12 protein-coding genes are annotated in these 18563 nt (G+C 64.9%); 11 read left to right on the plus strand and 1 reads right to left on the minus strand.

Translation table 11 applies throughout. From position 1 onward, the window contains the following. Positions 1-456 precede the first annotated feature (456 nt). The 3 genes from AB0J47_RS08985 (at position 457) to AB0J47_RS08995 (ending at position 9513) form a co-directional block, all read left to right on the plus strand. Positions 457-624 carry a hypothetical protein gene (locus AB0J47_RS08985; protein ID WP_364342293.1) on the plus strand — a complete coding sequence of 56 codons (168 nt, stop codon included), beginning with the start codon at positions 457-459 and terminating at the stop codon, positions 622-624. An 84-nt stretch (positions 625-708) separates the two neighbouring features. Further along, positions 709-1680, plus strand: a complete 972-nt coding sequence (gene istB / locus AB0J47_RS08990) for an IS21-like element helper ATPase IstB (RefSeq protein WP_364342296.1) — start codon at positions 709-711, stop codon at positions 1678-1680. A 663-nt stretch (positions 1681-2343) separates the two neighbouring features. Further along, positions 2344-9513 carry an IPT/TIG domain-containing protein gene (locus AB0J47_RS08995; RefSeq protein ID WP_364342299.1) on the plus strand — a complete coding sequence of 2390 codons (7170 nt, stop codon included), beginning with the start codon at positions 2344-2346 and terminating at the stop codon, positions 9511-9513. Positions 9514-9636: 123 nt separating this feature from the next. Here AB0J47_RS08995 and AB0J47_RS09000 read toward each other — a convergent pair whose 3' ends face one another. Further along, positions 9637-10764: an MAB_1171c family putative transporter gene (locus AB0J47_RS09000; protein ID WP_364342302.1), complete on the minus strand. Its 1128-nt coding sequence runs from the start codon at positions 10762-10764 to the stop codon at positions 9637-9639. Positions 10765-10935: 171 nt separating this feature from the next. On the opposite strand from AB0J47_RS09000, the gene AB0J47_RS09005 reads away from it, so the two are divergent. The 8 genes from AB0J47_RS09005 (at position 10936) to AB0J47_RS09040 (ending at position 18557) form a co-directional block, all read left to right on the plus strand. Continuing rightward, positions 10936-11310 carry a hydrogenase maturation nickel metallochaperone HypA gene (locus AB0J47_RS09005; RefSeq protein WP_364343065.1) on the plus strand — a complete coding sequence of 125 codons (375 nt, stop codon included), beginning with the start codon at positions 10936-10938 and terminating at the stop codon, positions 11308-11310. After that, on the plus strand, positions 11268-12068 hold the full coding sequence (gene hypB, locus AB0J47_RS09010; RefSeq protein WP_364342305.1) for a hydrogenase nickel incorporation protein HypB: 801 nt from the start codon (positions 11268-11270) through the stop codon (positions 12066-12068). The genes AB0J47_RS09005 and hypB overlap by 43 nt, the downstream gene beginning before the upstream one ends. A gap of 112 nt (positions 12069-12180) precedes the next feature. Continuing rightward, positions 12181-13236 (plus strand): hydrogenase expression protein HypE, encoded by a 1056-nt coding sequence (locus AB0J47_RS09015; RefSeq protein WP_364342308.1) that lies wholly within the window; start codon positions 12181-12183, stop codon positions 13234-13236. Positions 13237-13248: 12 nt separating this feature from the next. Beyond that, positions 13249-15045, plus strand: a complete 1797-nt coding sequence (locus tag AB0J47_RS09020) for a nickel-dependent hydrogenase large subunit (RefSeq protein WP_364342311.1) — start codon at positions 13249-13251, stop codon at positions 15043-15045. Positions 15046-15074: 29 nt separating this feature from the next. Then, complete coding sequence (locus AB0J47_RS09025; protein ID WP_364342314.1) at positions 15075-15989, plus strand: NifU family protein; 915 nt, start codon at positions 15075-15077, stop codon at positions 15987-15989. Continuing rightward, positions 15986-16618 carry a DUF5947 family protein gene (locus AB0J47_RS09030; protein ID WP_364342317.1) on the plus strand — a complete coding sequence of 211 codons (633 nt, stop codon included), beginning with the start codon at positions 15986-15988 and terminating at the stop codon, positions 16616-16618. The genes AB0J47_RS09025 and AB0J47_RS09030 overlap by 4 nt, the downstream gene beginning before the upstream one ends. After that, positions 16615-17259: a DUF6084 family protein gene (locus AB0J47_RS09035; protein ID WP_364342320.1), complete on the plus strand. Its 645-nt coding sequence runs from the start codon at positions 16615-16617 to the stop codon at positions 17257-17259. The genes AB0J47_RS09030 and AB0J47_RS09035 overlap by 4 nt, the downstream gene beginning before the upstream one ends. 8 nt (positions 17260-17267) lie before the next feature. After that, on the plus strand, positions 17268-18557 hold the full coding sequence (locus tag AB0J47_RS09040) for a hypothetical protein (RefSeq protein WP_364343068.1): 1290 nt from the start codon (positions 17268-17270) through the stop codon (positions 18555-18557). Positions 18558-18563 lie beyond the last annotated feature (6 nt).

Consider the following 18563-nt stretch of genomic DNA (forward strand, 5'->3'; position numbering starts at 1 on the left):
ATCGGCCAATTTTGATGCCTTCCCAACTTGGGTGATGTCGGTTGGTGAGGCCGTGGGGGCGAGTACCGCCCCGATCGCCGGTGCCGGGGACAACCCGATCAGCCAGGGAGAACATCCTCCCAAATGAGCTACCCGGCGGTCGCCGAGTTGGCTGTTCCGCGCGTGAAATCCGTTGTGCGAATATATGTTTCGGTGGTGGCGAAGACGGGTCGCCCGAAGCGGGCCGGGCCGACGGCAACCGGGACCGACCGTCGGAAATTGGTGTTGGGACCGCTAGCGGTTGCTGTCCGCACGCCAGGACCGGGCCGCGGCCGACGCCGCAGGACCGCGTGATCCCGCGAGCCGGGTCCGCCACTGGTAGTGGAGTTGATCGAGGACCTCGAAACTATAGACGCAAAGACCAGGGCTGCGGACTAAGAGTTGCGGCAGCTCGACCTCGACCTGGGAGCTCCGTGGATGGACGTGCGCGGCATCGGACCGTCCAGTGTGGTAAGGCTTCTCGCCGACACCGAGTTCGCGGCGGAGTTCCTCGTGCCCGAACACACCATCAGTCGCGAACTGGACGTCCCCGTCGGCCCCGCCTCCTGTCCATCAACCCTGACGGCGGTTGCTCACGAATGTTGACGGGCGCGTTGCGGAGTCACGAATTCAAGGCAGCACCAGCGGTTATAGTGGAATTATCGATTGCGGGGCGAGGGGAGCCTGCGGATGTCTGACATGTCGAAAGTTGAGCTGTACGCGGCAATCCGCCAGGATCTCCGTGCCGGCCTGTCCAAGCGCGCCATCGAGCGCAAGCACAGGGTCGGGTGGCGTACGGTGGCCAGAGCGACGGAGTCGGTGTGGCCCGAGCCGCGTAAGGAGTATCCGCCGCGAGCACAGAAGCTCGATCCCTACAAGCCGTTCATCGACGATGTGCTGCGCGCCGATCTGGATGCGCCTCGTAGACAACGACACACAGCGACCCGGATCTATCACCGTTTGCTCGAGGAGCACGGCATGAGGGACGTGTCCTATCAGCGAGTCAGTGCCTATGTCCGCGAACGCAAACCACAGCTCCAGGCGGAACAGATGACAGCCCGTCTCCGCTCCGAACGGCTCATCAAGGCCGCCGGGTTCCCTCGCTCTAAAACGTTGCGTGACTTCGATTTCAGTGCCAACACCAGTGTCGACCCTGCCATGATCCGCGCTCTTGCTAAATGCGACTGGGTCAAGGAAGGGCTGCCGTTGTGCTTGATCGGCGCCTCCGGCACCGGGAAATCTCATCTGCTCATCGCCTTGGGCACCGAGGCGGCGAAAGCCGGATACCGCGTCAGATACACCCTGGCTGCCAGGCTGGTCAACAAACTGATCGAAGCCGCCGATGGCAAACGGCTCACCAACACCATCGCCCGCTACAGCGGCGTCGACCTGCTCTGCATCGACGAACTCGGCTACACAGAACTGGATAGACGCGGCGCCGAATTGCTGTTCCAGGTATTGACCGAACGCGAGGAGAGGAAGTCGGTCGCGATCGTCTCCAACCGCGGCTTCGCCGACTGGTCCGAAACCTTCCCCGACGCTGAGCTTCGCGCCGCCATCATCGACCGACTTACCTTCGGCGGCACCATCATCGAGACCGGCACCCGCAGCTACCGATATGCCCATACCAAGGCAACCGAACCCACCGACAAACCCCGCTGACCCGCCCGCGCCTCGACTCACGCGACGATGCTGTCGCGCCCGCCGCTGCGTCGGCTCAACAAACAGCTCGTCGGCGCCCCGCTTCGGCTCCATCGGATAGCCCGGACCGTATGCGAGAAACAAATGTTCCAAATTCAGAAACGGCACGCACCGCCGATGCCGTCAAAATTCACGAATAACTCGACATGAAGCGCCGTCGACATTCGCAATAAAACGCCGTCAGCATTCGTGATAAAACGCTGTCGACATTCATGATAAAACGCTGTCGACATTCGTGGGAATTCCATTGAAACCATCCATGACCTGCCTGAACTCGCGGCTTCTGCCCGAAATAAACTATTGCGCTCCTATTTTTGCAGACGTATGTTTGCGGGTGGGTTTCTGTCCATTTAACTTTCAGCGAGGGAAATGTAGCCGAATCACAATTATGAAGGAAGTGGCAGCGCGAACCTAGCTTCGCCTGCTACTTGAAATGCAACTCCGTCACCGGCAATCGGTGGCCGCATTACTCACCGCTGGCAACGTCATCGGCGATATCGCTATGGCAGCGGTCAGGCTCTCGTGCCCTGCCCGGGCCGCCCCCCCACCAGCAGCACAATCTGCCCCGGCCCACTGCCCCAGGGTCGGACCAGGGCTCTGATCGACTCTCGAAGGAAGTTACTCATGACGACCATCACGTCCATCTCCCCGACTGCGGGCCCCGCCCCGGGCGGTACTAGCGTCACGGTGACCGGCACCGGGTTCACCGGCCCGCTCACCGTGCGGTTCGGCACCACCGCCACCACCTTCACCGTGAATTCCAGTACGCAGCTCACCGCGATCGCCCCCGGGGGGACGGGCACGGTGCAGGTCACCGTCACCGGCTCGAGTGGTACCAGCAACGGGGTGCCCTACACCTATCTCCCGGTTCCTTCCCTGACCAGCGTGAGTCCCACTCAAGGTCCCACCACTGGCGGGAACACGGTCACCCTCACCGGCACCAATCTCTCAGGTGTCACTGCGGTCAGCTTCGGTGGTACGGCGGCAACCTCCTTCACGGTCGTCTCGAACACGCAGATCACGGCTGTCGCTCCTGCCGGAACCGGCTTTGTGCAGATCACCGTCACCGCCCCGGGCGGAACCAGCAACGGGGTGACCTACACGTATGTCGTCGTACCCACCATCACGTCCATCTCTCCGACCGCGGGACCCACCTCGGGCGGTAACAGCGTGACGATCACCGGCACCGGGTTCACCGGCCCCTTGACCGTGCGCTTCGGCAGCACCGCGACCACCTTCACCGTCAACTCCGCTACCCAGATCACCGCCGTAGCCCCCGCGGGTGCGGCCGGGACGGTGCAGGTCACCGTCACCGGCTCGGGTGGTGCCAGCAACGGGGTGTCCTACACCTATGCCGGGGTTCCCACCCTCACCAGCATCACTCCCAATTCAGGATCAGTGGTCGGCGGGACGACGGTCGTCCTCACCGGGACAGGGCTATCCACTGCCACAGCGGTCAAATTCGGTGCCACACCGGCAACCTCGTTCACCGTCAACTCCGCCACCCAGATCACCGCCGTCGCCCCCGCCGGAACCGGAACCGTGCAAGTCACCGTAACCACCGCCGGTGGAACCAGTAACGGTGTCTCCTACACCTATGTCGCGGTTCCCACCCTCACCACAGTGGTCCCGAATACGGGGCCGGTAACAGGTGGAACAACGGTCGTCCTCACCGGGACCAACCTGACCGGGACCACGGCGGTCAAATTCGGTGCCACACCGGCGCTCTCGTTCACCGTCAACTCCGCCACCCAGATCACCGCCGTCGCCCCCGCGGGTGCGGCCGGGACGGTGCAAGTCACTGCCACCACCGCTGGTGGAACCAGTAACGGTGTCTCCTACACCTATGTCGTTGTTCCCACCCTCACCACAGTGGTTCCGAGTGCAGGGCCGGTGGCCGGTGGAACAACGGTCGTCCTCACCGGAACCGGGCTGACCGGAGCGACGGCCGTCAAATTCGGTGCCACACCGGCGATCTCGTTCACGGTGAACTCCGCCACCCAGATCACGGCGGTCGCGCCCGCCGGAACCGGAACGGTGCAAGTCACCGTAACCACTGCCGGTGGAACCAGTAACGGTGTCTCCTACACCTATGTCGCGGTTCCCACCCTCACCACGATCGTTCCGAACGTGGGACCGGTGGCCGGTGGAACAACGGTGGTCCTGACTGGGACCAATTTGACCGGGGCTACTGCGGTGAACTTCGGTGCCACACCGGCAACGTCGTTCACCGTCAACTCCGCCACCCAGATCACGGCGGTCGCCCCCGCCGGAACCGGAACGGTGCAAATCACCGCCACCACTGCCGGTGGAACCAGTAACGGTGTCTCCTACACCTATGTCGCGGTTCCCACCCTCACCACAGTGGTTCCGAGTGCAGGGCCGGTGGCCGGTGGAACAACGGTCGTCCTGACCGGAACAAACCTGACCGCAGCGACGGCGGTGAACTTCGGTGCCACACCGGCGACCTCGTTCACCGTCAACTCCGCCACCCAGATCACCGCCGTCGCCCCCGCTGGAACCGGAACGGTGCAAATCACCGCCACCACCGCCGGCGGAACCAGCAATGGCGTCTCCTACACCTATGTCGCGGTTCCCACCCTCACCACAGTGGTCCCGAGTGCAGGGCCGGTGGCCGGTGGAACAACGGTCGTCCTCACCGGAACCGGGCTGACCGGGACCACGGCGGTGAACTTCGGTGCCACACCGGCGATCTCGTTCACCGTGGATTCCGCCACCCAGATCACGGCGGTCGCCCCCGCGGGTGCGGCCGGGACGGTGCAAGTCACTGCCACGACAGCGGGTGGAACCAGCAATGGTGTCTCTTACACCTATGTCGCGGTTCCCACTCTGACCACGGCGGTTCCGAGTGCAGGGCCGGTGGCCGGCGGTACGACGGTCATTCTGACCGGGACGAACCTGACCGGAGCCACGGCGGTGACTTTCGGTGCCACACCGGCGCTCTCGTTCACCGTCAACTCCGCCACCCAGATCACCGCCGTTACCCCCGCTGGAACCGGAACGGTGCAAGTCACCGCCACCACCGCGGGTGGAACCAGCAACGGTGTCTCCTACACCTATGTCGCGGTTCCCACCCTCACCACGGTGGTCCCCAGTGCAGGGCCGGTGGCCGGTGGAACAACAGTGGTCCTGACCGGGACCAATTTCACCGGGGCTACGGCGGTGAACTTCGGTGCCACACCGGCGCTCTCGTTCACCGTGAACTCCGCCACCCAGATCACGGCGGTCACGCCCGTAGGAACCGGAACGGTGCAGGTCACCGTAACCACCGCGGGTGGAACCAGCAACGGTGTCTCCTACACCTATGTCGCGGTTCCCACCCTCACCACGATCGTTCCGAACGTGGGGCCGGTGGCCGGTGGAACAACAGTGGTCCTGACCGGGACCAATTTGACCGGGGCTACGGCGGTGAACTTCGGTGCCACACCGGCAACGTCGTTCACCGTCGATTCCGCCACCCAGATCACGGCGGTCGCCCCCGCGGGTGCGGCCGGAACGGTGCAGGTCACTGCCACCACCGCTGGTGGAACCAGCAATGGCGTCTCCTACACCTATGTCGCGGTCCCCACCCTCACCACGATCGTTCCGAACGTGGGACCGGTGGCCGGTGGAACAACAGTGGTCCTGACCGGGACGAACCTGACCGCGGCGACGGCGGTGACTTTCGGTGCCACACCGGCGATCTCGTTCACTGTCAACTCCGCCACCCAGATCACGGCGGTCGCCCCCGCGGGTGCGGCCGGGACGGTGCAGGTCACCGCCACCACCGCTGGTGGAACCAGCAACGGTGTCTCCTACACCTATGTCGTTGTTCCCACCCTCACCACAGTGGTTCCGAGTGCGGGCCCGGTGGCCGGTGGAACAACGGTGGTCCTCACCGGAACAGGGCTGACAGGAGCCACGGCGGTGAACTTCGGTGCCACACCGGCAACGTCGTTCACCGTGGATTCCGCCACCCAGATCACCGCCGTTACCCCCGCCGGAACCGGAACGGTGCAGGTCACTGCCACTACTGCCGGTGGAACCAGCAATGGTGTCTCCTACACCTATGTCGCGCTACCCACCCTCACCACCGTGGTACCGAACGTGGGACCGGTTGCCGGTGGAACAACAGTGGTCCTCACCGGAACAGGGCTGACAGGAGCCACAGCGGTCGACTTCGGTGCCACACCGGCAACGTCGTTCACCGTCGACTCCGCCACCCAGATCACGGCGGTCACGCCCGCAGGAACCGGAACCGTGCAAGTCACCGCCACCACAGCGGGTGGAACCAGCAACGGTGTCGGCTACACCTATATCGCGCTACCCACCCTCACCACAGTCGTTCCCAACGTGGGACCCGTGGCCGGTGGAACAACGGTGGTCCTCACCGGAACAGGGCTGACAGGAGCCACAGCGGTGGACTTCGGTGCCACACCGGCGACCTCGTTCACCGTCGACTCCGCCACCCAGATCACGGCGGTCACCCCTGCGGGTGCAGCCGGAACCGTGCAAGTCACCGCCACGACCGCTGGTGGAACCAGCAACGGTGTCGGCTACACCTATATCGCGCTACCCACCCTCACCACAGTCGTTCCCAACGTGGGACCCGTGGCCGGTGGAACAACAGTCGTCCTCACCGGGACGAACCTGACCGCGGCGACGGCGGTGAACTTCGGTGCCACACCGGCAACCTCGTTCACCGTCGACTCCGCCACCCAGATCACCGCGGTCACCCCCGCAGGAACCGGAACCGTGCAGGTCACCGCCACCACGGCGGGTGGGACCAGTAATGGTGTCTCCTTCACCTATGTCGCGGTGCCTACTCTGACCACCGTGGTTCCCAACGTGGGGCCGGTGGCCGGTGGAACAACAGTGGTCCTCACCGGAACAGGGCTGAACGGGACCACGGCGGTGAACTTCGGTGCCACACCAGCGATCTCGTTCACCATCGACTCCGCCACCCAGATCACGGCGGTCGCGCCCGCTGGAATCGGAACCGTACAAGTCACTGCGACCACGGCGGGTGGAACCAGTAATGGTGTCTCCTTCACCTATGTCGCGGTGCCTACTCTGACCACCGTGGTTCCCAACGTGGGGCCGGTGGCCGGTGGAACAACGGTCGTCCTCACCGGAACAGGGCTGACAGGAGCCACAGCGGTCGACTTCGGTGCTACACCGGCGACGTCGTTCACCGTGGATTCCGCCACCCAGATCACGGCGGTCGCCCCTGCGGGTGCGGCGGGAACGGTGCAGGTCACCGCCACCACAGCGGGTGGAACCAGTAACGGCATCGGCTTCACCTATGTCGCGGTGCCTACTCTGACCACCGTGGTGCCGAACGTGGGGCCGGTGGCCGGTGGAACAACGGTCGTCCTCACCGGAACAGGGCTGACAGGAGCCACAGCGGTCGACTTCGGTGCTACACCGGCGACGTCGTTCACCGTGGATTCCGCCACCCAGATCACGGCGGTCGCCCCTGCGGGTGCGGCGGGAACGGTGCAGGTCACCGCCACCACAGCGGGTGGAACCAGTAACGGCATCGGCTTCACCTATGTCGCGGTGCCTACTCTGACCACCGTGGTTCCCAACGTGGGGCCGGTGGCCGGTGGAACAACAGTGGTCCTCACCGGAACAGGGCTGACCGCGGCGACGGCGGTGAACTTCGGTGCCACACCGGCAACCTCGTTCACCGTCGATTCCGCCACCCAGATCACGGCGGTCGCCCCTGCGGGTGCAGCCGGAACCGTGCAAGTCACCGCCACCACAGCGGGTGGAACCAGCAACGGTGTCGGCTACACCTATATCGCGCTACCCACCCTCACCACAGTCGTTCCCAACGTGGGACCCGTGGCCGGTGGAACAACGGTCGTCCTCACCGGGACGAACCTGACCGCGGCGACGGCGGTGAACTTCGGTGCCACACCGGCAACCTCGTTCACCGTCGACTCCGCCACCCAGATCACCGCGGTCACCCCCGCAGGAACCGGAACCGTGCAAGTCACCGCCACCACAGCGGGTGGGACCAGTAACGGTGTCGGCTTCACCTATATCGCGCTACCCACCCTCACCACAGTCGTTCCCAACGTGGGACCCGTGGCCGGTGGAACAACAGTCGTCCTCACCGGAACAGGGCTGACAGGAGCCACAGCGGTCAACTTCGGTGCCACACCGGCAACCTCGTTCACTGTCGACTCCGCCACCCAGATCACCGCTGTCGCCCCTGCGGGTGCGGCGGGAACGGTGCAGGTCACCGCCACCACAGCGGGTGGAACCAGTAACGGTGTCGGCTTCACCTATATCGCGGTCCCCACCCTCGCCACGATCGTTCCGAACGTGGGACCGGTGGCCGGTGGAACAACAGTCGTCCTCACCGGAACAGGGCTGACAGGAGCCACAGCGGTCAACTTCGGTGCCACACCGGCAACCTCGTTCACTGTCGATTCCGCCACCCAGATCACCGCCGTCGCCCCCGCAGGAACCGGAACCGTGCAAGTCACCGCCACCACCATAGGTGGAACCAGTAACGGTGTCTCCTACACCTATGCAGCGGTCCCCACCCTGACCACGGTCGTTCCGAACGCCGGGTCGGTGACCGGTGGAACAACGGTGGTCCTCACCGGAACAGGGCTGACAGGAGCCACAGCGGTCGACTTCGGTGCCACACCGGCGACCTCGTTCACCATCGACTCCGCCACCCAGATCACGGCGGTCACCCCTGCGGGTGCGGCCGGGACGGTGCAGGTCACCGCCACGACCGCTGGTGGAACCAGCAACGGTGTCGGCTACACCTATATCGCGGTTCCCACCCTGACCACGGTCGTTCCCAGTTCAGGGCCGGTAAGCGGTGGGACAGTCGTTGTGATCACCGGAACAGGCCTGACAGGAGCCACCGCGGTCGACTTCGGCGCGACACCGGTGACCTTGTTCGCGGTCAACTCCGACACCCAGATCACGGCCCTCGCCCCTGCGGGTGCGGCGGGAACGGTGCAGGTCACCGTCACCACCGCTGGTGGAACCAGTAATGGTGTCTCCTTCACCTATGTCGCGGTCCCCACCCTCACCACGGTCGTTCCGAACGTGGGACCGGTGGCCGGTGGAACAACAGTCGTCCTCACCGGGACGAACCTGACCGCGGCGACGGCGGTGAACTTCGGTGCCACACCGGCGACCTCGTTCACCGTGGACTCCGCCACCCAGATCACGGCGGTCGCCCCCGCAGGAACCGGAACCGTGCAAGTCACCGTAACCACAGCGGGTGGAACCAGCAACGGTGTCTCCTACACCTATGCAGCGGTCCCCACCCTGACCACGGTCGTTCCGAACGCAGGCCCGGTAAGCGGTGGGACAGTCGTTGTGATCACCGGAACAGGCCTGACAGGAGCCACCGCGGTCGACTTCGGCGCGACACCGGTGACCTTGTTCGCGGTCAACTCCGACACCCAGATCACGGCCCTCGTCCCCGCGGGTGCGGCGGGAACGGTGCAGGTCACCGTCACCACCGCTGGTGGAACCAGTAATGGTGTCTCCTTCACCTATGTCGCGGTTCCCACCCTCGCCACGATCGTTCCGAACGTGGGACCGGTGGCCGGTGGAACAACGGTCGTCCTGATCGGAACAGATCTGACCGGAGCCACGGCGGTCGACTTCGGTGCCACACCGGCGACGTCGTTCACCGTGGACTCCGCTATCCAGATCACCGCCGTCGCCCCTGCGGGTGCGGCCGGAACGGTGCAGGTCACCACCAGCACCGTAGGTGGAACCAGCAACGCCGTCGGTTACACCTATGTTTAGGACCCGGAAGTCTGATAGCTGATGGACTGGGCCGTCGGCGAGCTATTGCCGACGGCCCGATATCAGCTCCCCCCGAACACTGGAATAGACAAAATCCCTTGCGATGCAAGGGATTTTGTCATTTCAAGCGCGTCGCGCCTGCAGAACTGTCGGAAGGTTACGCCACGCCTGCGCCAGGTCGAGCAGTTTCTCGAGGTCGGTATGGAAATCGCCACCACCGATGGGCGACTGCGATGCAACCGTCGAGTACATAGGAGCAATGCCCGTCATCCTTGCTCTCGCCGCGTGTGCGATCCGCTTCGCGTAATCCTCGGGGTTTCCGCCACTTTCGACGAGCGGCCGCTGTCCGGCAGGCATATAGGGCGCGAGATGCATCAGCGCGTCACGTATTTCGACCGCCCTCCGGAAAACTCGCGTGGCCGGATCGCGCGGGGCTCCAGTGTCGACCGCCGGGTGCATCACGATCTCCGGGACCGCCGCCGTGAGATCCCGCCACAGCGGATCCAGCCGACGACACACCCGTCCCTCGCGATCCAGGCCCACTGCACGCATAAACGCCATCGACAACGGGAACGCGGGTGCTATGCCGTTGACCACGACGCCGACCGTGAATGCCAGCTCTGCCCGCGGCATATGAGGTCCGAGTTGGGGCCACCCGGTGGTCAATTGAAGACCGGAGAGTAGCAGAGTTCCCCAGACGAACATCATGCTGAGGATCATGCCCGCACCGACAACCCTTTCCGCTGCGGTGCGATCGTCGGCGCGGTACTCGCGGACGACCATTCGAACGAAGACCGCCGTGTTTATCGCGGCCGGCGCGCCGACCGCGATCGCGATGACGATCCCGTCCCACGCGAGGCTCATGTCGACCGGGCGCCCTTCGCTGCTTGCCCTTGCGCCCGCGATCAGAACCGCGACCGTCGATATCAGGGCGACGAGACTGCATCGACGCAGACGACCCCGCAGGGTGTCCGGGGCGATATCGCTCAGGTGGACGCACCCGATGGCGTAAAGGTACGTTGTCGCCATCACGACGCAGCCCAGCGCCAGCGCCAGCGCGGATACCGGACCGGAAGCACCCGACATGGACGCGAACCGGTAGAGGAGCATCGCCGCCGCGCTCCATGCGTACAGCCGATTGATGAGCCGGTCGACGATCCTGTCCCGGAACAGCAGGAAACGGCCCACCGCAAAGACCGCGACGCAGACGGTCAGCGGCCAGGCGATGAATCCGGGAATCAACGATGACAAGGACCTACCCCTCCGGCCGAGCGAATATGTTCTCGCGCACAGTACGCGGCTGTCCGCCACCAGGGTGATAACAAGATGATCCATTGCCCATCGTTTGCGGTCATGGCCCGCCGGTCCGCCCTGGCCGCGGCGTAGGATCCATTCCAGGGCTTGTCGAAAGGCGAGGTCGGGATGCATGAAATGGCTATTACCCAGTACCTTGTCGACGCCGTCTGTGAGCATGCGCAAGGGCGCCCGGTGCACCACGTGACGGTCGAGGTCGGCGCGCTGTGTGCTGTGGTGCCCGAGTCCATGCAGTTCTGTTTCGAGCTTGCCACCGAGGGGACGATCGCTCAGGGAGCACGATTGGACCTGCGCATTGTCGACGGGGCAGCGCATTGTCGGAGCTGCGGGGCGGAATTCCTTCTGCCCGACCTCATCGTGCTGTGCCGTTGCGGCAGCGCCGAGGTCGAGATCACTGCGGGGCGGGAACTTCGAATCGTATCTATGGAGGTGAGTGAGCGATGTGCGCAACCTGCGGCTGCGAAGGCGACGGGGTCGCCGTGATCACCGTCGGACATCAGGACCACGATCACCCGCACGATCATGGCCACCATGAGCATGGTCCCGGGCATGAACACCAGCACTCCCATGAGCACCCTCTGACCACACTGACCCTCGAACAGAAGGTGCTCGCCAAGAACGATGAACTCGCCGCGGCGAATCGTGCGCGATTGCGCGAATGTGGGATCTTGGCACTGAATATGACCAGTTCACCGGGGGCGGGGAAAACGACCCTGATCGAGCGAACCATCCGCGAGTTCGAATCCGTTCCGGTGGCCGTCATCGAGGGTGATCAGGCCACCGTGCTGGATGCGCGGCGCATCGGGGCAACCGGATGCAAGGTCGTACAGGTGAATACCGGCGCGGGCTGCCATCTCGACGCCGACATGATGCGGCGCGCTCTCGACGCACTGGAACCGGCGCCGGGCAGCCTGCTGTTCGTGGAGAACGTGGGCAATCTGGTCTGTCCGGCATTGTTCGATCTCGGCGAGGCGGGCAAAGTCGTGATCATCTCGGTCACCGAGGGCACCGACAAGCCGTTGAAGTACCCGCACATGTTTGCCGCGGCGGAGCTGGTGCTGATCAATAAGACCGATCTGTCGCCATATGTGGACTTCGATCTAGAGCGGTGCGCGGAGTATGCGCAGTCGGTGAATCCGGGCGTAAAAATCCTTCCGGTATCGGCGACCACCGGCGACGGGCTGCCCCTCTGGTACGACTGGCTCGCTGCCCGGCTAACCGTTGGCATCCCAACGCCTTGAAAGCGGTTAGCTCTCAGACCTAGACTCATGTGATCAGATTCACACGCGGAATAGTCGACGTAGCTAACCGGAGATGTATCCGCGTGCCCCCGCTGCGGAAGGTGGCAGTCCGATGCCAACTCAGGAAGCAGTAAAAGCCGAAGACACCCTGATCCACGTCCTCTGGATCAATGCCGGACTCAGCTGTGACGGCGATTCGGTGGCGCTCACCGCCGCCACCCAGCCGAGCATCGAAGAGATCGCACTCGGATCACTCCCCGGTTTACCGAAGATTGCCGTGCATTGGCCGCTCATCGATTTCGAATGCGGTCCGGCCGGCGGCGCCGACGATTTCCTGGAGTGGTTCTTCAAGGGAGATCGGGGCGAACTGGATCCGTTCGTTCTGGTCGTCGAGGGGTCGATCCCCAATGAGCAGTTGCACGACGAGGGTTACTGGTGCGGCTTCGGCAACAATCCTGCGACCGGTCAGCCGATGACGACGAGCGAATGGCTCGATCGGCTGGCGCCCAAGGCGACCGCGGTGGTCGCCGTAGGCACCTGCGCGACGTACGGAGGTATCCACGCCATGGCGGGAAATCCGACCGGCGCGATGGGTGTCCCGGACTATCTCGGCTGGGATTGGAAGAGCAAAGCGGGCATTCCGATCGTCTGCGTGCCCGGCTGTCCGATCCAGCCCGACAATCTGTCCGAGACTCTTACATACCTTCTCTATATGGCCACGGGCCAGGCGCCGATGATCCCGCTCGACGATGCACTGCGCCCGAAGTGGTTGTTCGGCGCCACCGTCCACGAAGGTTGCGACCGCGCGGGCTACTACGAGCAGGGTGATTTCGCCGAAGAGTACGGATCGCCGAAATGCATTGTGAAGCTGGGCTGTTGGGGTCCGGTCGTCAAGTGCAATGTGCCCAAGCGCGGCTGGGTCAATGGTGTGGGCGGGTGCCCGAATGTGGGTGGCATCTGCATCGGCTGCACGATGCCGGGATTCCCGGACAAGTTCATGCCGTTCATGGACGAACCGCCGGGCGGCAAGATCTCCTCGACCGCTTCCGGGCTGTACGGGTCAGTGATCCGCAGTCTCCGCCACATCACCGGCCGCACCGTCGACAAGGAACCGCGCTGGCGGCACAAGGGCGGGAAGCTCGAATCCGGCGCGACACGCACCTGGTAGGGAGATATTTCGATGACAGAGATCATTCCCGATCCGTCGCTTCGCAAGATCGAACCCGACGCCCTGGTAGAGATGGCCTGGGATCCGATCACCCGTATCGTCGGCAGCCTGGGCATCTACACCAAGATCGACTTCAACAGTCGCGAGGTGGTCGAGTGCCACAGCACCTCGTCGATCTTCCGCGGCTATTCGATTTTCATGAAGGGCAAGGACCCGCGCGACGCGCACTTCATCACCAGCCGCATCTGCGGCATCTGCGGTGACAACCACGCGACCTGCTCGTGTTATTGCCAGAACATGGCCTACGGGGTCAAACCACCGCCGATCGCCGAGTGGATCGTGAACCTCGGCGAGGCCGCCGAGTACATGTTCGACCACAATATTTTCCAGGAGAACCTGGTCGGGGTGGACTTCTGCGAGAAGATGGTCGCCGAGACCAATCCCGGTGTGCTCGAACGCGCCGAACGCGCCGAGGCGCCGCACGCCGGTGACCACGGCTACCGCACTGTCGCCGACATCATGCGGGCGCTCAATCCGTTCACCGGCGAGTTCTACCGGGAGGCGCTGCAGGTCAGTCGGTACACGCGCGAAATGTTCTCCCTGATGGAGGGCAGGCACGTGCACCCGTCGACGCTGTATCCCGGTGGGGTCGGCACGGTCGCGACAATTCAGCTGATGACCGACTACATGTCGCGGCTGATGCGGTATGTGGAGTTCATGAAGAAGGTCGTGCCGATGCACGACGACCTGTTCGACTTCTTCTACGAGGCGCTGCCGGGCTATGAGCAGGTGGGCCTGCGCCGCACACTCCTCGGTTGCTGGGGATCTTTCCAGGATCCCGCGGTGTGCAACTTCGACTACAAGGATATGGAGCAGTGGGGTCGGCGGATGTTCGTCAGTCCCGGCATCGTGGTGGACGGGAAGCTGATCACCACCTCGCTGGTCGATATCAATCTCGGCATCCGGATCCTGTTGGGCAGTTCGTATTACGAGGACTGGACCGATCAGGAAATGTTCGTCACGACCGATCCGCTCGGCAATCCGATCGACCGGCGCCACCCCTGGAATCAACACACCAATCCGAAACCGCAGAAGCGCGACCTGGACGACAAGTACAGCTGGGTGATGTCCCCGCGCTGGTTCGATGGCAAGGACCATCTCGCGCTCGACACCGGCGGTGGGCCGCTTGCTCGCCTGTGGACGACGGCGCTGGCCGGGCTGGTGGATATCGGTTACGTCAAATCCACCGGATCCAGCGTGCAGATCAACCTGCCCAAGACCGCGTTGAAGGGCCCGGTCACCTTGGAATGGAAGATCCCGACGCACGGCAGCAACACGATCGAACGCGACCGGGCTCGGACCTACTTCCAGGCCTACGCGGCGGCGTGCGCACTGCACTTCGCCGAGCAGGCGCTCGGTGAGATCCGGGCGGGCCACACGAAGACCTGGGAGCACTTCGAGGTGCCCGACGAGGGCATCGGCTGTGGTTTCACCGAGGCGGTGCGCGGTGTGCTGTCGCACCACATGGTCATCCGGGACGGCAAGATCGCCAACTACCACCCGTATCCCCCGACGCCGTGGAACGCCAATCCGCGTGACTCCTTCGGTACACCGGGGCCCTACGAGGACGCGGTACAGGGGCAGCCGATCTTCGAGGAGAACGATCGAGAGCACTTCAAGGGCATCGACATCATGCGCACGGTGCGCAGCTTCGATCCGTGCCTGCCCTGCGGGGTGCACATGTATCTGGGCAATGGCGTAACCCTGGACAAGGTCCATTCACCAACGCAGACGCTCACCGCGGAATGACGGGTCCTGCCGACGACGGGAGGTACAGCGTGGATGGTCGCCCGCAGCAGCGAGCCGGACCGACCGACGACAACCAGTGGCGGGGCGCGGGTGATCGGATCGACACCCTGCTGGATGCCTGTTCGGCAGGCGGCCCGATGGCGCGCGAGCGCGCCGAGCGTCTTGTGCGTGAGGTCGTCGACCTCTACGGCGCGGCACTCGGCCGGGTTATGGCCGTGCTCGACGACCGGACCGTCGAGGAGCTGACCCGCGACGATCTGGTCGCGAGCCTGCTGTTGGTGCACGGCCTGCACCCGCACGACGTGCGAACGAGGGTGGCGACGGCGCTGGACAGCGTCCGCCCCTACCTCGGCTCGCACGGCGGCGATGTGACGCTCATCGATGTCGCCGACGCTGTCGTGCGGCTCGAGCTGTCCGGCAGCTGTCGCACGTGCCCTTCATCGTCGGTGACGCTGGAACTGGCGGTGGAGGATGCGGTGCGCGCGGCCGCGCCGGAAATCGAGGCTATCGAGGTGGTCGCCGCGGCGGCACAGCCACAGGCGGGGGTGATACCGGCCGAGGCGCTGTTCGCGCGGGTGCACACCGGCGATCCGCCCGCGGGCAGCTGGATCTCGGTCCCGGAGCTCGCGGACCTGGCGGCAGGCGAGGTCGGCGGGTTCACGGTGGCGGACGTGCCGGTACTGGCCTGCAGGGTCGGCACGGACCTGTTCGTCTATCGCGACCGCTGCGCGGCCTGTGGGCGTTCGATGGCGGGGTCCGCGCTGCACCGCAGGATGGGGGCCCCGGCAGGCTCGGCGGTGCTGCGCTGTCCGGGATGCCAGGCCCATTTCGATGTTGTGCACGCCGGAACGCGGCTGGACGGCGACGGGCATCTGGAGCCGCTGCCCGTGCTGGTGCGCTCCGGTGAGATCTCGGTGGCGGTACCCGCGGAGGTCCGCGGATGAACCAGAGCCTGCGCGCACTGCGCCGCATCGCGACCGACCCGACCCCGCCCGCGGCGGCCGGAGAGCGGTGCGAAATGTGCGCCGAACCGGTCGGTGCACAGCACCGCCATGTGGTGGATATCGAAGGCAGACAGCTGATGTGCGTATGTGTGGGCTGCTATCTGCTGTTCACCGATCAGCAGGCCGCGCTGCGCTACCGGGCGGTGCCCGACCACTACGTCTCGTTCCCGGACTGTGTGATCGGTCAGGGTGAATGGGATACCCTCGACATCCCGGTCGGGCTGGCGTTCTTCTTCGTCAATTCGACGCTCGGGCGTACTGTCGCGTTTTATCCGGGACCGGCCGGGGCCACCGAATCCGAACTGCCGCTGCAGGATTGGCGGGCGATCCTGGATCGCCATCCCGAACTCGACCGGCTCGCGCCGGATGTCGAGGCGCTGCTCATCCGGATGCCGGAGCGCGGCGGTCCCGGCGCGGTGCTGCTGCTGCCGATCGATGCCTGTTACGAGTTCGTCGGACGGATGCGGATGCTGTGGCGCGGATTCGACGGCGGCAAGGAAGCCCGAGACTTCATCGCGGAATTCTTCACCGCGATGTCGGCTCGCGCCCGGCCGGAGGTGGCGTCATGAGTCCGGCCTATGCGATGACCTTCGCGGTGCTCGAGGTGCGGCCGGAACCGTACGCGGTCGCCCCGAATCTGTCCGCGCGCATCGGCATCGCCGCGCTGGCCGAGGAGCCGGTGCACGCGATCGCGCTGCGCGCCCAGGTGCGCATCGAACCCTTCCGGCGCGGCTACTCCGACGCCGAAGGCGCGGGGCTGCTGGACCTTTTCGGCCCGCGCGAACGCTGGCACGAAACACAGAAGTCGTTCACCTGGATGCACTGCGCCACCATGGTGTCCGGCTTCTCCGGCGGCGCCGAGGTGGAACTGCCGATGCCGTGCACCTACGACTTCGAGGTCACCGGATCGAAGTACCTGCACGCCCTGCGCGAGGGCACCGTGCCGCTGATATTCCTGTTCAGCGGCACCGTATTCATCAGAGGGGAAACGGGTTTCGCGGTTCAGCAGGTGCCATGGGACCGCGAGGACAAATTCGATATGCCGGTCGCCGTGTGGCGCGATCTCATGGACACCCATTATCCGAACTCCGGCTGGGTGCGGTTGCGCAGGGAGAATGTGGAAGCGCTGGCTGCCTACAAGTCCTCGCACGGTTTGCTCGGATTCGACGACGCCGTCGCGAAACTTCTCACCGAGGAGTCCGCGTCGTGAACGCCGCCATGACCCGCGCCCGTGCCGTCGCCGACGCCGTGCTGTACGAGGGGTATCTGCTGTACCCGTACCGGTCCGACGCCCGAAAGAACCAGTCCCGCTGGCAGTTCGGTGTGCTCGGGCCGCGCGACGCGGCCGCGGCCGGATTCGGTGAGGACGACTCGCTTGCCGCCGAATGTCTCGTCCGCGCGTCCCGAGCCACGCGGATCACGCTCACCGCACGGTTCCTGCAACTGCAGCGCCGAACAGTCGAACTGGACGGAAGCGCGCGCGCCGAACTGATCGTCGACGGTCGCCGATGGGTCAGCTGGGACGAGGCTACCGAATGCGAAATCACCTGCGGCCCCCGGCCTTTGGCGGATTCGACGATGCCGATCGAAGTACCGGGCTGGCAGGCGGTCGAACCGATTCCGGGATCGACGGCGGGCATGGTGGTACGCACCCGAGCACAGATCGAGGGCACACTCGAATTGACCGTCGTCCCCGAGGGCGACTATCGACGCGTCGGAATACGACTGCGCAACAGCGGCGCTGCGGCCGCCGACTCGGACGACGCCACCGTCCGCTCCATGCTCGGCGCCCACGTGATCGCCGAACTCGACGGTGGTGAGTTCATCTCGCTCCTCGATCCCGAACCCGGCGCCGAGACGGCCGTCGAGCACTGCACCCAGCACCGCTGCTTCCCGGTATTGGCCGGCCCGCCCGGCCATAACGGCGTTGTCCTGGTGTCGCCGATCATCCTCTACGACCATCCCGAGATCGCCGAGCAGAGCGCGGGTCAGCTGTTCGACTCCACCGAGATCGACGAAATCCTCACGCTGCGCGTGATGTCGCTCACCGATGACGAGAAGGAACGGGCCCGCGCCACCGACCCGAAAGCCGCCGAAATCATCGACCGCTGCGATCGCATGACGCCCGAGGCCATGCACGACCTGCACGGGCTGTGGCGCGAGCCTGCGCCGCGCCTGGTGCCCGAGGTACCGGAGGACATGAGCTGGTGGGATCCCGCAGCCGACGGCGCGGTGCGCCCGGAGTCCGACGCGATCCCGATCGCCGGGGTGCTCGTACGCAAGGGCAGCCGGGTTCGGCTGCGCCCGACGCGACGCGCCGACGCACACGACCTGTTCTACGCGGGCAGGGCGGCGCGCGTCACCTCGGTGCACGCTGACGTCGACGGCGAAACGCACGTCGGCGTGGTCATCGATGACGATCCGGCGGCCGATCTGCACGAATGGTACGGCCGCTACCTGTATTTCGCTCCCGATGAGCTCGAACCGATTATCAACGGCGACGAGTGAAAGGAA

Source organism: Nocardia sp. NPDC049737, assembly GCF_040674755.1.
Taxonomy (GTDB): domain Bacteria; phylum Actinomycetota; class Actinomycetes; order Mycobacteriales; family Mycobacteriaceae; genus Nocardia.

Bases quoted from the DNA above. Each gene is read 5' to 3' on its own strand.
- AB0J47_RS08985 (WP_364342293.1), top strand. From the start codon at position 457: ATGGACGTGCGCGGCATCGGACCGTCCAGTGTGGTAAGGCTTCTCGCC.
- istB (WP_364342296.1), top strand. From the start codon at position 709: ATGTCTGACATGTCGAAAGTTGAGCTGTACGCGGCAATCCGCCAGGAT.
- AB0J47_RS08995 (WP_364342299.1), top strand. From the start codon at position 2,344: ATGACGACCATCACGTCCATCTCCCCGACTGCGGGCCCCGCCCCGGGC.
- AB0J47_RS09005 (WP_364343065.1), top strand. From the start codon at position 10,936: ATGCATGAAATGGCTATTACCCAGTACCTTGTCGACGCCGTCTGTGAG.
- hypB (WP_364342305.1), top strand. From the start codon at position 11,268: ATGTGCGCAACCTGCGGCTGCGAAGGCGACGGGGTCGCCGTGATCACC.
- AB0J47_RS09015 (WP_364342308.1), top strand. From the start codon at position 12,181: ATGCCAACTCAGGAAGCAGTAAAAGCCGAAGACACCCTGATCCACGTC.
- AB0J47_RS09020 (WP_364342311.1), top strand. From the start codon at position 13,249: ATGACAGAGATCATTCCCGATCCGTCGCTTCGCAAGATCGAACCCGAC.
- AB0J47_RS09030 (WP_364342317.1), top strand. From the start codon at position 15,986: ATGAACCAGAGCCTGCGCGCACTGCGCCGCATCGCGACCGACCCGACC.
- AB0J47_RS09035 (WP_364342320.1), top strand. From the start codon at position 16,615: ATGAGTCCGGCCTATGCGATGACCTTCGCGGTGCTCGAGGTGCGGCCG.
- AB0J47_RS09040 (WP_364343068.1), top strand. From the start codon at position 17,268: ATGACCCGCGCCCGTGCCGTCGCCGACGCCGTGCTGTACGAGGGGTAT.